This window comes from Micromonospora andamanensis (assembly GCF_016863495.1).
GTDB classification, from domain to species: Bacteria; Actinomycetota; Actinomycetes; order Mycobacteriales; family Micromonosporaceae; genus Micromonospora; species Micromonospora andamanensis.
The window spans coordinates 300,750-313,482 of the sequence record NZ_BOOZ01000003.1; the positions used below are offsets into that span (position 1 = coordinate 300,750).

12 protein-coding genes are annotated in these 12,733 nt (G+C 69.9%); 9 read left to right on the forward strand and 3 right to left on the reverse strand.

The features are described 5' to 3' along the window. Positions 1-187 precede the first annotated feature (187 nt). The 4 genes from Van01_RS03905 to Van01_RS03920 all read left to right on the forward strand — a co-directional run bounded on the left by Van01_RS03905 (position 188) and on the right by Van01_RS03920 (position 2,879). Entirely contained in the window at positions 188-397 is a 210-nt protein-coding gene (locus Van01_RS03905) for a helix-turn-helix domain-containing protein (protein WP_007465625.1), read from the forward strand. 221 nt (positions 398-618) lie between these two features. After that, on the forward strand, positions 619-720 hold the full coding sequence (locus tag Van01_RS03910) for a 30S ribosomal protein bS22 (protein ID WP_007465623.1): 102 nt from the start codon (positions 619-621) through the stop codon (positions 718-720). Positions 721-837: 117 nt separating this feature from the next. Further along, the gene (locus Van01_RS03915) at positions 838-1,911 is read left to right on the forward strand and encodes an NAD-dependent epimerase/dehydratase family protein (protein WP_203999980.1); all 1,074 of its coding nucleotides are present in this window, start codon (positions 838-840) and stop codon (positions 1,909-1,911) included. A gap of 62 nt (positions 1,912-1,973) precedes the next feature. Continuing rightward, the gene (locus Van01_RS03920; protein ID WP_204000589.1) at positions 1,974-2,879 is read left to right on the forward strand and encodes a lysophospholipid acyltransferase family protein; all 906 of its coding nucleotides are present in this window, start codon (positions 1,974-1,976) and stop codon (positions 2,877-2,879) included. Here the strand turns inward: Van01_RS03920 and Van01_RS03925 are convergent. Beyond that, the gene (locus Van01_RS03925; protein WP_203999983.1) at positions 2,821-3,546 is read right to left on the reverse strand and encodes a flagellar basal body-associated FliL family protein; all 726 of its coding nucleotides are present in this window, start codon (positions 3,544-3,546) and stop codon (positions 2,821-2,823) included. The two genes, Van01_RS03920 and Van01_RS03925, sit on opposite strands and share 59 nt — an antisense overlap. 205 nt (positions 3,547-3,751) lie before the next feature. Between Van01_RS03925 and Van01_RS03930 the strand changes: the two genes are divergently transcribed. Beyond that, positions 3,752-4,183, forward strand: coding sequence for a hypothetical protein (locus Van01_RS03930; RefSeq protein ID WP_203999986.1), 432 nt, complete (start codon positions 3,752-3,754; stop codon positions 4,181-4,183). 52 nt (positions 4,184-4,235) lie between these two features. Then, positions 4,236-7,184 carry a hypothetical protein gene (locus Van01_RS03935; RefSeq protein WP_239098836.1) on the forward strand — a complete coding sequence of 983 codons (2,949 nt, stop codon included), beginning with the start codon at positions 4,236-4,238 and terminating at the stop codon, positions 7,182-7,184. 143 nt (positions 7,185-7,327) lie between these two features. Here the strand turns inward: Van01_RS03935 and Van01_RS03940 are convergent, their stop codons facing one another. Together Van01_RS03940 and Van01_RS03945 are read right to left on the reverse strand one after the other, a co-directional pair. Beyond that, on the reverse strand, positions 7,328-8,188 hold the full coding sequence (locus Van01_RS03940) for a DUF5667 domain-containing protein (protein ID WP_203999989.1): 861 nt from the start codon (positions 8,186-8,188) through the stop codon (positions 7,328-7,330). A gap of 279 nt (positions 8,189-8,467) precedes the next feature. Further along, positions 8,468-9,412 carry an ECF subfamily RNA polymerase sigma factor, BldN family gene (locus tag Van01_RS03945; protein WP_203999992.1) on the reverse strand — a complete coding sequence of 315 codons (945 nt, stop codon included), beginning with the start codon at positions 9,410-9,412 and terminating at the stop codon, positions 8,468-8,470. Between the two features lie 554 nt (positions 9,413-9,966). Here Van01_RS03945 and Van01_RS03950 point away from each other — a divergent pair. The 3 genes from Van01_RS03950 to Van01_RS03960 are packed head-to-tail and all read left to right on the forward strand — an operon-like array spanning position 9,967 to position 12,543. Continuing rightward, entirely contained in the window at positions 9,967-11,592 is a 1,626-nt protein-coding gene (locus tag Van01_RS03950) for an AMP-binding protein (RefSeq protein ID WP_203999996.1), read from the forward strand. Beyond that, entirely contained in the window at positions 11,585-11,836 is a 252-nt protein-coding gene (locus tag Van01_RS03955; RefSeq protein ID WP_203999998.1) for a glutaredoxin family protein, read from the forward strand. The genes Van01_RS03950 and Van01_RS03955 overlap by 8 nt, the downstream gene beginning before the upstream one ends. 38 nt (positions 11,837-11,874) lie before the next feature. After that, positions 11,875-12,543 (forward strand): HAD family hydrolase, encoded by a 669-nt coding sequence (locus Van01_RS03960; RefSeq protein WP_204000001.1) that lies wholly within the window; start codon positions 11,875-11,877, stop codon positions 12,541-12,543. Positions 12,544-12,733 lie beyond the last annotated feature (190 nt).

Sequence of the window (12,733 nt, forward strand, 5' to 3'; positions counted from 1 at the left end):
ATTCCGGGTACGGCACCCGACCAGGGGTTTTTCATCGTCTGCCCGGGGTCGAGCCATGATCAGTTGCAGGAAGGGATCGCGCCGGTCACAGCCGCCCCGCTACCGTACTGGTAACACGCGCGTCGCCGGCCGCGCGGGAGGACCCGTGTGGCGGCACGCGCCGGGCATGGGATGGGTCGGGTGAGCCATGGCCGGGTCGCAGTCCGACGGTCGGCTGTCGGAGGTCAAGTTCCTGACCGTCGCCGAGGTGGCGACGGTCATGCGGGTGTCGAAGATGACTGTCTACCGCCTGGTGCACAGCGGTGAGCTGACCGCCGTACGGGTGGGCAGGTCGTTCCGGGTTCCCGAGCACGCGGTGCACGAGTACCTGCGCGGCGCCTTCCAGGAGACCGCCTGACCTGGTGCGGGCCGGGTCACGCGGGCCCGGTGGAACGGGCATCGAGCGGGGGCGCGTTGGTCCTGCTGACGCGGTCCCGCTACGCTGGACTCTGATCGTGACCGCTGGTGCGCTCCGCCGCCCACCCCGCCGGTCCGGTCCCTGTCCGCAAGCGGTCGTCGACGCCACGGGTTCGTGGTGTCCTCCCGGTCGCGCCGCACGTTGCATCGAAAGGCTGTCGTATGGGCTCGGTGGTCAAGAAGCGCCGCAAGCGCATGGCTAAGAAGAAGCACCGCAAGCTGCTGCGCAAGACCCGCGTCCAGCGTCGCCGTCTCGGCAAGTGACCGACGCCGGGCCTGGTCCCGGCGTCCGTCCCTCGCCAACTGTCGACCCTCGGAGGCTCAGGTGATCAGGCCGCGGCTACCCCGGCTCGATCCCAGCTGCCGGGGTAGGTGCGAGACATGACCCCCGGTGGCTCCCAGAGCCCTCCGGGGGTCGTCGTCGTGACCGGAGTCAGTCGTTATCTCGGCGCGCACGTCGCCGCCCGGCTCGCCGCCGACCCGCGGATCGACAGGGTCATCGGCATCGACCTGCCGGAGGCGGGACCCGAGGTCGACGCGCTGCTCGACCGGGTCGAACGGATCCGGGTCGACGCCGGCTCGGTGGGGGGTCTCCTCGCCGACCTCGACGTGGACACCGTGGTACATCTGGCCCTGGTCAGCTCCCCGGATCCGCAACAGGGTGGCCGGGCGGCGATGAAGGAACAGAACGTCATCGGCACCATGCAGCTGCTCGCCGCGTGTCAGCGGGCACCACGGCTGCGCAAGATCGTGGTCCGTTCCTCCACCGCTGCGTACGGTGCGTCGTTCCGCGATCCGGCTGTCTTCACCGAGGAGACCGAGCCGCGCGAGGTGCCGCGCGGCGGCTTCGGCCGCGACATCCTCGACATCGAGGGGTACGTCCGCGGTTTCCGTCGTCGGCGCGGTGACGTCACCGCCACCGTGCTGCGCTTCGCACCGTTCATCGGCTCGACCGCGGACACCACTCTCACCCGCTACTTCGCGCAGCCGGTGGTGCCCACCATCCTCGGTCGGGACGCCCGCCTGCAGTTCCTGCACTTCGAGGACGCGCTGGAGGTGCTGCACCGGTCGGTGGTAGAGGACCATCCCGGCACCTTCAACGTCGCCGGGCCCGGAGTGCTCGCGCTGTCGCAGGCGATCCGCCGCGCCGGACGGGTCGCCGTACCGGTGCTGGAGCCGGGTCTGTCCGGTGCCGTCGCGCTCGCCCGGGTGATGGGCTTCGGTCGTTACGGCCTGGACCAGGTCGACCTCTTCGTGCACGGCCGGGTGGTGGACATCTCGCGGCTGGAGCGGGAGTACGCCTTTTCGCCCCGCTCCACCGCCGCCGCCTTCGACGACTTCATCCGGGCGCACCACGGGCGTGCCGTGGTGACCCGGGAACAGTTGGCCGCCGCCGAGCAGGTGGTGCTGGAGCACATCAGGCAGGTCCGCGCCGCCGTCCGGGAGCGGTCGTGACCGGGCCCGAGGAACAGCGTGACGAGGCGCGTCTCGACGACAGGTACGCACTGCCGACGCCGGTGACGCCCGACGCGGACCCGGCCCGGCGCAACGGGCACCGCCCGGCCGCACCGGAGCAGGTGGGCGACGTCTGGGACCGCCGGGTCGCCACCGGCCTGGCCTTCCTACGGCGACGGCTGGCCGGCGACTACGAGGTGGACGAGTTCGGCTTCGACCCGGAACTGACCGAGGCGGTCTTCCATCCGCTGCTGCGCCGGCTCTACCGCGACTGGTTCCGCACCGAGGTCACCGGGTTGGCGCACGTACCCGCTGACGGGCCGGGACTCGTGGTCGGCAACCACTCCGGCACCGTCGCCCTCGACGCGCTGATCCTCTCCACCGCGCTGCACCACGAGCACCCCGACCATCGCTACCTGCGGCTGCTCGGCGCGGACCTGGTGTTCCGGATGCCTGTGGTCTCCGAGATCGCCCGCAAGACCGGCGGCACGATGGCCTGCAACCCGGACGCCGAGCGGCTGATGCGCAACGGCGAGCTGGTGGGTGTCTTCCCGGAGGGCTTCAAGGGCATCGGCAAGTTGTACGCGGACCGCTACAAGCTGCAACGGTTCGGGCGGGGCGGTTTCGTCTCGGCGGCGCTACGCACCGGTACCCCGATCATTCCGGTGGCGATCGTCGGCGGCGAGGAGATCTATCCGATGCTCGCCGACATCAAGCCACTGGCCCGGCTGCTCAAGCTGCCGTATTTCCCGGTGACACCGACGTTCCCCTGGCTCGGGCCGCTGGGCATGGTGCCGTTGCCGAGCAAGTGGCTCATCGAGTTCTGCCCGCCGATCCCGACCGAGCACCTGATGGATTCGGCGGACGACCCGCTTGTCGTGTTCAACCTCGCCGACCAGGTACGGGAGACTATCCAGCAGACCCTGCACCAGTTGCTGGAGCGTCGGCCTGACCCGTTCGGCCCTTAGATCTCAGGTGCACCGAGAAGCTGCCCCGCACGGCCGTCACCGTCGCGTCGAACCGGGCGAGTGGTAGTTGGTCATAGACGTCAGCGGAGTAGTCCTGCTCGGCAAGCCAGGTAAGCAGCGCGGCCGGCTCGTCCGCCCGTAGGGCGGGGGCGAGACACGCGTCGATCACGGCCTCGAGGAACCGCTTGTCGATGTCGACCTTCTTCTCAAGGACCATGCAGAACAGGGTGGCGACCGACTCGCCCTCGCCGATGGGGCTCTTGAGCACGCCGAACCGGGTGCGAAGGCCGGTTCCCGGCATTGCCGCGGTGGTGTCGTAGCCGCGGGCGAATGCCTTCGGCGGGGTGTCCCAGCGCTTGCGCCAGTTGGCTGCCACGGATTCCACAGTGGTGCCCGGGATGGGCGGCAGCGGGGCGGCGGACGGTGCGTCGCTCGCCTCGCCACTGGGTGCCGGCTCCGGCTCCGACTCCGGTCCTGGCGGCGTGTCGCCCTGTGGGGTGCCGGATGTGGGCCCCGCCGGCCCGGCGGTGCCGGCCGGTTCGCGCTCGCCGTGCCACCATGCTCCGCCGAGGCCGACTGCCACCACGATCAGCCCCGCCAGCAGGATCTTTCCGCGCCGTCCAAACCTCGGTGACGGGCGTGCGTCAGCTCCGACCTGGTCCGTCATGCGTGTCCCCCGTCGTCGTGCACCGTGGCCACAGAGGACCCCTTCGGCCGGGCCAAGCTAGCACCGGGTCGGAGCACGGTCAACGTTGTGTAACAAAACGAAAGCTGTAAGACTTTCGATGTCTTGTAGGCGGTCACCGCACGGGGGAAACATGAGAGACGTCCGCGCGCAATTATCCTATTTGTCGATCTTTGTCCTAGGGTTGATGTTCCTGCTACCGGCCGCTCCAGCGGCGGCCGCGCCCGGCTGTGTCGGAGCCGGCTGCCGCGGCAAGATGGCGGCGGCGCAGGGCTGCCGGGATGGCGCCTTCGCCATCAACGGCTTCACTCTCGTCGATCCGGACGTGACCCAGCCGCCACGTGGCGACCTGTGGTACAGCCCGGCCTGCAAGGCCATGTGGGGTGAGCTGAACGCTCCCGAACTCTTCGGGTTCCTCTACGCGCAGCTCTGGACCCAGAGCGAGTACGGCGGCGTCAACGACCTGGCGGACTACTTCCAGATGGGCAGCGCCGGAAACTACACCACGCCGATGGTCGACTGGCAGCAGTCGGTCAAGTTCTGCGGCAGCCACAAGGGAACCGATCCGGACATGGACCTTCCCTCCGGCGGCTTCAACGCGTGCACGCTGTGGCGCTGAGCCGCGTCGGCAGCAAGCAAGTGATCATCCACAGTGCAATGACGGGGGAGTCATGCGTTCACTGAAGAGGCCACTGCGGCGCCTGATCGCCGCCACGACCGCAATAGTCGTGATACCTGCCGCAGGTCTGCAGGTGTCGAGTCCGGTCGGTGCGGCCGAGCCGGAGCGCCAAGCCGGGCAGGCTGCCTTCACCGCACCTGACGAGGCACTGGGCAAGGCGTGGCGGAAGTCCGCAGACGTGCTGGTGACCGGGGCCGGTGACACCGACGGATACCACCTCTACGTGGCCCGGGAGTCCGAAGCCTTCGGGTGGTCCACCCTGGCCACCCTGACATCCAGCTCGCTCGCCGTGGGTCCGTGGACCGGTGCCGTCTGCGTCACCGGGTCCGGTAGGTACGCCGTCGCGGTCTTCGCGCCCAAGAAGGCCGCCAACAAGCCGGAACTGTCCCGCGCCGGCGCCCTTGCGGCGGTGGTGGAGATCGCCACCGGAAAGGCCACCCACGTGGCCACCGGCGTCGAGTTGGCCTACTTCAACCCGGCCTGCGGCCCGGGCGACCGGGCCCTGCTCACTCGATCAGTGGGTGACGACTTCGCGCTCACCACCGAACTGCTCACCGTCGACGCCGCCGAGGCCCGGGTGACCAGGACCCGTCGCGTCGACGGTCAGCTCACCACGCCCGCACCGGCGCCGGACGGCGACTACGGCATCCTCGGCGGTCAACTGGTACGCGTCGACGCCACCGGTAAGACCACCCCACTGGCCCGGCCGCAGGGCCAACCGTTCGCCGTGCAGGCCACCGCCGGCAGCGGCATCGACCTGGTGAGCGTGGACGGTGAGCAGGCGGTCGCCCAGCGGTTCCGGGACGGCAGGCTGACCGTCACGGCGACCGGCCCCCGCGACCGGCTCCAGCTCTTCGGGCAGCGGGGCGGCCGAAACGCCCTGGTCGGGCAGGTGAGCATGCAGGGCAGCAGGCCGGAGCTGAGCGTCCTCCCGGCGGTCAGCCAGGTGCGCGCGCTCTCCGCCGAGGGTCACCTCGTCGCCGAGGAGGTGGTCACCCAGCAGAGCATGCGCGCGGTAGGCCAGCCGCTGCGGCCCGCGGACCCGGCCGACGCCGGCGACGTACGGGTGGCGGTGCGGGCCACGGTCAGCGGCAAGGGTGCCGTCCACACGCTGGACACCACCCTGGCGCCGACGCTCGACGTCGAACTGGGCGCCGACACCAACCAGCAGCGTGCGGCCGTGGCCGACATCGGCAGCCCGACGTGCGCGATCCCGCGCAACGACCCTCGGGTGCAGCCCCTGCAACCCAGCCCGGACATGGTCGAGTGGGCTGTCAACCAGGCGGTACACGGACGGCTCAACGTCACCCGACCGGCGAACTACCTGAAGGCGGGCCTGCCCGCGTACCAACCCCAGGGTCTGTTCCCGTTGCGCCAGCTCGTCGGCGGCGGTCGGGTGCCGGCTCAGATCATGCTCGCCGTCCTGGCCCAGGAGACGAACCTGTCCCAGGCGTCGTGGCGGGTCGTACCCGGCGACACCGGCAACCCGTTGATCGCCAGCTACTACGGCAACCATGACAATCTCGACGTCATCGACTACAGCAAGACCGACTGCGGGTACGGCATCGGTCAGGTCACCGACGGGATGCGGGTGGACAGCAACGTGTTCACCGATACGCAGCGCCGGGCGATCGCCGTTGACTACGCGGCGAACCTCGCCGCCGGGCTCAACATCCTGATCGAAAAGTGGAACCAGATGAACACCGAGCTCAACGCGCACAAGAGCTACATGAACAACAACGATCCCACCTGGGTGGAGAACTGGTTCCTCGCCGTCTGGGCGTACAACAGCGGCTACTACCCGTACGACCGTCGCAACACGGATCTGCAGAATGGCCGGTTCGGGATCGGGTGGTTCAACAACCCGGCAAACCCGAGGTACCCGGCCAACCGGGCGCCGTTCCTCCGCGCGACCATGGCCGACGCCGAGCGGCCCAACGAATGGGCGTACCCAGAGCGGATCATGGGCTGGGTGGAGACGCCGCAGATGAAGGGCTTCCCGATCATGACTGAGGCGTACTCCCACCCGGAGTACGGCGCCAACTCGCCCATCTACCCGGACCGATTCACCAAGGTGCTGTCCATCCCGGACCGGTACGCGTTCTGTTCCGAGGTCAACAGCTGCTCGCCGGCCACCAACGGTTGCCCGGCGGACTCCGAAGCCTGTTGGTGGCACGGCCATGCGACTTCGGGCAACTGCCTGATGGAGGAGTGCGCCCGGGAGAAGCTCAGCTACGGGTCCGGCGCCGCCGAACCAGGTGTGAAGCGCATCTACCCACGCAACTGCGAGACGTTCACCGGTGACAAGAACGGCAACCGCAACACCAACAAGCGGATGTCATTGGTCTACTCGCTCAACGACACCGGGCAGTACAACCTCGGGTGCGACATCGGCGCCACCGACGGCAAGTTCACCATCCGCCGTGGTTCACCGGCCGGCGGTGGCACCGCACCGTACGCCGAAGTCGACCTGCACCAGATCGGCGCGGGCTACAAGGGCCACATCTGGTTCACGTACGTCAACAGCAGCAACCCGAAGCGCCGCATCGTCGGTTCGTGGACGCCGAACCTGGATCTGGTACCCGGTGAACGCGCCCGCTATGACATCGTCGCCCACGTGCCCAGCCACGGCGCGGACTACCACAACGCCGAGTACCTGATCACCACGGGCACGATCGGCCAACAGCGAACCTGTGCGCTCAACCTCGCCGAGGAAGCCGGCTGGGCGCTACCCGGCGGCATCCCCAACCCGAACCCCGCGAACCTCGGCGAAGACAAGTGGGTCTACCTGGGCTCGTACGAGTTGGGTCGGGGAGCGCAGGTGCAACTGAACAATGTCGGGACGATGCACACCCAGAACTTCGACGCGGTAGCGTTCGACACCATCGCGTTCGTGCCGATCGGCAGCAACCCCGGTCACTCCTGCGGCGACGACTACTGACGACAGCCGGAGGTACCACTCCGCCGTCCTCCCGCCTCGGGCGCCAGCCTGGTGTCCGAGGCGGGACCGGTCGGTGGGGGTGAAGTCGCGCGGCGATCAGCCGTATCGACCCGATGCCCGGCGGGGCCGGAGCACCTGACCGGTCAGGCGCAGGCAGCGGGGATAGGACCGAGCGTGTCGCTTGTGGCGGTGAGTTCCTGGCCGCAGGCGATGGCAGCGCGCATGGCGTTGGCCCGCTCGGCGACTGTCTCCAGCAGTGCCAGGGACTCAGTGGTGCGTACCCGGTCGGCCCGGGAGCCCCGGCCCTCCAACGCGTTCAGGGACCGCCGCTGGTCGGTGAGGAACGCGTCGACAGCAGCCAGCGCCGCGGCATCCGAGCGCTGCGCGGCAGCACCGGAGAGCAGGCGTACGCCCTGTCGGGTGTCCGCGTCCATGTCGTCGAGCACGGCGCTGTATCCGCTCTGGCTGCCCCGCAACGTGGATGCCTCGGCCAGCCGGGTGCGGGCGAAGTCGAGGAAGAGTTGCCCCCGACTGATGTCGGAGCTGGTGAGCGCGAGCTGGGCCCGTTCGGTGCCGCGCTTCATCCCGTACAACGCGTCACCGGGCACCGCGTCCTCGCTGGCCGCCGAGATGCCGGAGACGGCGACGGCACCGGCGGCGATACCGATCAGGATCGCGCCGCGGGCGCGGGCCCGGCGGGCGGTGACCGCAGGTAGCAACGACCCACGACTGGCCGATGCCTTCTCCGCCGGCCGGGCGGGAGCCGGCGCGCCGACGCCCTCGCGGGCCGCGGTGGCCAGCAACATCGCCCGCAGGCCGGTGCGGAACTCCGGATCGACCTCGGCGGCCGGCGGGTTTGCCCCGAGTCGTCGGCCGAGCGTGACGAGAGGCACGAGCCCCTCGTCGTCCCTGGAACGCACGTGATGCCGTCGGCCGCCGTTGGCTTCGTCGAGAAGCTGCGCGAAGCGCTCGGCGCGCCGACGGGAGAAGAGGGCGTTGTCCACCGTGGCACCTCCTCTCGCTGGTCACGGCCGGTCGGCCGCGTTCACCGCCAGCGATCGATGACCTCGTGACACCACGGCAGCTGGCCGTCGGCGGCACCGTCGCAGGTCACCCGGTGGACCCCGAGGGTGCCCGGCCTGTCATCGGTCGCACCCGGAGAAACGCGCCGTGCCCGGGGCGGGTTACGGCCCGGCCGGTGTCGAAATCACGCAAAGTGATCGCTTCCGGATCGAAGGAGCCCAGGTACGGGCAGGATCCGCAGCCTCCGGCGGTGCCGACGATCACGGCTGGAAGCCGTCCGGAAGCAGCCGGGCGAGGGCCCGCACCGCCCGATACTGGAGTGCCTTGATCGCGCCCTCGTTCTTGCCCATCGCCCGGGCGGTCTCGGCCACCGAGAAGCCTTGGAGAAAGCGGAGCACGATGCACTCCTGCTGCTCGGGGTTGAGTCGCTTCACCGCGCTCAACAGGGCGACGTTCGTGATGTGCTCCACCACCGCCGCCTCCGGGCTGCCCTCCGGGCCCCGATCCTCCCGATCGGCGTCGAGAACATCGCCGGTGGTCACCTCCAGTCGGTACCGCCCGGACTTGAAGTGGTCGGCGACCAGGTTGCGCGCGATCGTCACAAGCCAGGCACCGAGGTCCCGGCCCTGCCAGGTGAAGCTACCGATCCGCTTGAGGGCGCGCAGGAAGGTGTCCGAGGTGAGGTCCTCGGCGAGCTGTCGATTGCCGACCCGGAAGTAGACGAAGCGGAACACGGTGTCCACATAGCGGTCGTAGATCAGCCCGAAGGCCTCGGCCTCGCCGGCCTGGGCACGTTCGACGAGAGCCCAGACCTCGGTCGCCGGATCGGACGGATCCGGGCGGCTCGGGAACCCGGTCGAGGTGCCGGCCGGCTCGGTGACCGCCGGAAGTACCGCGGTCTCGGTGGCGGACACCTCGACGGGTGCGTCCCCGCTGCGCCGCGCCTGGGCCGGCATCGTCGGGCGGTTCGGGGAGGCGACCCGCCCACCTGCGGGTTTGGCATTCCCCCCGGGCGCGGGTGGTCGATGTGGCGGCTCGTTCTGGTGAGGTCGGCTGCCGACCCGCCGCGCGGCACCGTCACCCCGGACAGCGAGGTTGGCCGAGGCGTCCGACGCGCCGTGGCCGCCGCCGCGTTCGTTCATCGGGGTACGGGCGGTCGGGCCGGTCAGGCCGACCGGACGCTCGGCGAAACCGAAGGCGGTCATCGCGCCGCCTCCGTTTCGCAGGTGGCCGCCGGGCCGGCAACGACCGGGTGACCGGTCGTTGCCCCGTCGGGCAGGGTGGCTCCGGGGTGTGCCGGCGGGCGGCAGTTCCCCTTGAGGTGCTGGTCCAATGCGCTCAACGGCACGGGGGCCTCCTCGGGCTGAGGGGTGTCGACTCACGGCAAATGGGGTGAGCCGACCCGAGTGATGATAGGGCCAACGTCACCCGCGCGTGGCAAGTCCGTTACACAGGGCCGAAGTATTTCCCGACGTGTCGCCGACCTGGCGGACCGTTTGTCCGTCGGGTGTGGTTGACAACCGGCCGTTGGGGTGATCCCCAGTGGATTCGCTGTTCTTGCTGGTGAGGGGTGGTATCGGTAACGGTCATCAGGTCCGGTGAAGGCTGGCGTCGACCCCGCACCGGGCGTCCGGAAATGCGGTGCCGTCGCACCTGTACCGCACCGTCGGTGACGTCGCCGGGTTCCGTCGACGGGACTGGCCGTACCTTTCTGGACGGCTCGGGCGGTCACCCACGGCTGGGCGGCCGATGGTGACAGATGGTTCGCGGGCGTGGCCGTGCGGATCGGGCTGTGCCAGACTCAGCCACCGTGCAGGATCCTGACTCAGTCGCCGGTCCCAACCTCGCCGACCGCCTCCGCCGGGCTGCGGAGCTGCACCCCGGCAAGCCCGCGCTGCACTGGCAGGACCGGACGATCACCTGGTCCGAACTGGACGAGGCGGTGAGCGGGGCGGCCCGGGCGCTTGCCGACGCGGTGCCGGGGTCCGGCGCGGCCCAGCCCGGTGCGCGGGTCGCCGTGGCGCTGCCAAACGTGCCGGAGTTCGTGATCAGCCTGCTCGGCGTGCTGCGGGCCGGCTTGACGGCGGTACCTGTGAATCCCGGCCTGACCGCCCGCGAACTGCGGCACATCCTGGCAGACTCGGGCACGTCGGTGCTTATCGCCACCGAGCGGGTCCGGGATCTGGTGGCGGAGCTGGACCTTCCCGCGCTCGTCGAGGTGCACACGAGCGTGCCGACGGTCGGCGGCGACCAGACGTTCGCGACCCGGGGGGCCGACGATCTGGCGATACTGCTCTACACCTCGGGTACCTCGGGCTGGCCGAAGGGAGCGATGCTCTCGCACGGTGCGTTGGCGGCCAACCACGAACAGGTGGGCCGGATCGAACCGCCGGTGGTCGGCCCGGACGACACAGTGCTGCTGGCTCTGCCGTTGTTCCACGCCTACGGCCTGAACGCCGGGCTGGGCGCGGTGATCCACAATGCCGCGGCCGGGGTGCTCGTCGACGATTCGGGCTCCGACGCGGCGCTCGCCGAGATCGCCCGGCACCGGGTGAGCGTGCTGGTGGGCGTACCGTCGATGGTGCAGACCTGGTCCCGGGCGGACCCGGACAGTCTCGCGGCCGCGATGGCCGCCGTGCGGCTCGTGGTCTGTGGCGCGGCGCCGCTGGAGCCGGTCGACGCGGCGCGCTTCACCGAGGCGACAGGTCACCCGGTGCATGTCGGGTACGGCCTGACCGAGACCGCCCCGGTGCTCACCTCGACCCTGGTCAGTGGTGAACCCAGGCCCGGTTCGATCGGTCGCCCCCTGCCGGGGATCCAGGCCCGGCTGGTCGGTGCGGACGGTACGGAGCTGTGGCGCGACGGGGTCGCCGCGCCCGACGACGATCCGGACGAGATGGACCTCACCGACCCCGCCACGGGCACCGATCCGGGACAGCTCGTGGTCCGGGGCGCGAACCTCTTCGCTGGGTACTGGCCGGACGGCGCGGGTGGACCGGACGCCGACGGCTGGTGGGCCACCGGCGACGTCGCGTACGCCGATGCCGACGGCGATCTCTTCCTGGTCGACCGGATCGGCGAGCTGATCCTGGTCAACGGCTTCAACGTGTACCCGCGCGAGGTGGAGCTGGTGTTGTCGGCGCACCCGGCGGTGGCGGAGTCGGCGGTAGTGGGTGTGCCACACCCGAGGTCCGGGGAGACTGTCCGGGCGTACGTGGTGCCGCAGGCCGAGGTGGCCGGTACCGAGCTGATCGCCCATTGCACGCGTAATCTGGCCAGATTCAAGTGCCCGACCGCTGTCGAGTTCGTCGACGTGCTGCCGCGCTCGGTGATCGGGAAGGTACGCAAGACCGTGCTCGGCACGACGGAGGAGACCGATGCGTGAGCCCCGCCTGACCCTGATCACCCGTCCCGGCTGCCACCTCTGCGAGGACGCCAAGGCGGCGCTCGACCGGGTGGTCGCGGTCACCGGCGACAGGTGGACCGAGCGGGACGTCAGCGGTGACGTGGAGCTGGAACGTGAATACGGCGACCGGTTGCCGGTGCTGCTGCTCGACGGAAGGGAACACGGTTACTGGCGGGTGGAGGAGGAGCGGCTGTTGCGGGACCTGACCACCCCGCAGCTCTGAGGCCGTCGCAGCGCGGCGCTGCCGGATAGGGTGCGCCGATGACCCCTGCGAGCCCTCATCTGGTCTGGGACTGGAACGGCACCCTGCTCAATGATCTCCGCCTCGTGGTGGCCTGCACCAACGCGGCCTTCGCCAGCGAGGGTGGGCCGAGCGTCACTCCCGAGGAACACCGGGTCCGGTTCCGCCGGCCGATCGCCGACTACTACGCGGAGGTGCTCGGCCGAGCGGTGGACGACGACGCCTTCGGTCGACTCGACAAGATCTTCCACGACGCGTACCGGGTCGGTCTGACCACGTGTGAGCTGGCGCACGACGCCGTGGACGCGATGGCGGCCTGGCCGGGCAGTCAGTCCCTGTTGTCGATGTGGTTTCACGACGAGCTGGTCCCGGCCGTCGAGACCTATGGTCTGAACGGCCGGTTCGCCAGGGTCGACGGGCTGCGGGCGCAGGTCGGCGGCGACCGGAAGGCGGAGTCACTGGCCCGGCACCTCGATGCCCTGGGCGTCGACGGTCGGTCGGTGGTGCTGATCGGCGACTCGCTCGACGACGCCGAGGCGGCCCTTTCGGTAGGTGCCCGCGCCGTCCTCTACACCGGCGGTTTCACCGACCGCGCCCGCCTGCTCGCCTCCGGCCACCCGGTCGCCGACACCCTCACCGAGGCCGTGACCCTCGCCACCACTGTCGCCGATTCACCCCGTCGATCATGAACTTGTCGCCCTCAGAATCGGCGTGTCGGGGCGATAACTTCATGATCGACCGATTGGAATGGGGTCGGGAGCGGTGTGGGATTGGTCGGAGAAGTCGGTATTGAGGGATAATCGCGCGGGTGTTCACGGCGAGGTGGTGATCGATCTTGTGGGATGGAGGGGCCGGTGGGGGCGCGGGCCGTGCCAGCAA

Bases quoted from the DNA above. Each gene is read 5' to 3' on its own strand.
- Van01_RS03905 (WP_007465625.1), top strand. From the start codon at position 188: ATGGCCGGGTCGCAGTCCGACGGTCGGCTGTCGGAGGTCAAGTTCCTG.
- Van01_RS03910 (WP_007465623.1), top strand. From the start codon at position 619: ATGGGCTCGGTGGTCAAGAAGCGCCGCAAGCGCATGGCTAAGAAGAAG.
- Van01_RS03915 (WP_203999980.1), top strand. From the start codon at position 838: ATGACCCCCGGTGGCTCCCAGAGCCCTCCGGGGGTCGTCGTCGTGACC.
- Van01_RS03925 (WP_203999983.1), bottom strand. From the start codon at position 3,546: ATGACGGACCAGGTCGGAGCTGACGCACGCCCGTCACCGAGGTTTGGA.
- Van01_RS03930 (WP_203999986.1), top strand. From the start codon at position 3,752: ATGTTCCTGCTACCGGCCGCTCCAGCGGCGGCCGCGCCCGGCTGTGTC.
- Van01_RS03935 (WP_239098836.1), top strand. From the start codon at position 4,236: ATGCGTTCACTGAAGAGGCCACTGCGGCGCCTGATCGCCGCCACGACC.
- Van01_RS03945 (WP_203999992.1), bottom strand. From the start codon at position 9,412: ATGACCGCCTTCGGTTTCGCCGAGCGTCCGGTCGGCCTGACCGGCCCG.
- Van01_RS03950 (WP_203999996.1), top strand. From the start codon at position 9,967: ATGGTTCGCGGGCGTGGCCGTGCGGATCGGGCTGTGCCAGACTCAGCC.
- Van01_RS03955 (WP_203999998.1), top strand. From the start codon at position 11,585: ATGCGTGAGCCCCGCCTGACCCTGATCACCCGTCCCGGCTGCCACCTC.
- Van01_RS03960 (WP_204000001.1), top strand. From the start codon at position 11,875: ATGACCCCTGCGAGCCCTCATCTGGTCTGGGACTGGAACGGCACCCTG.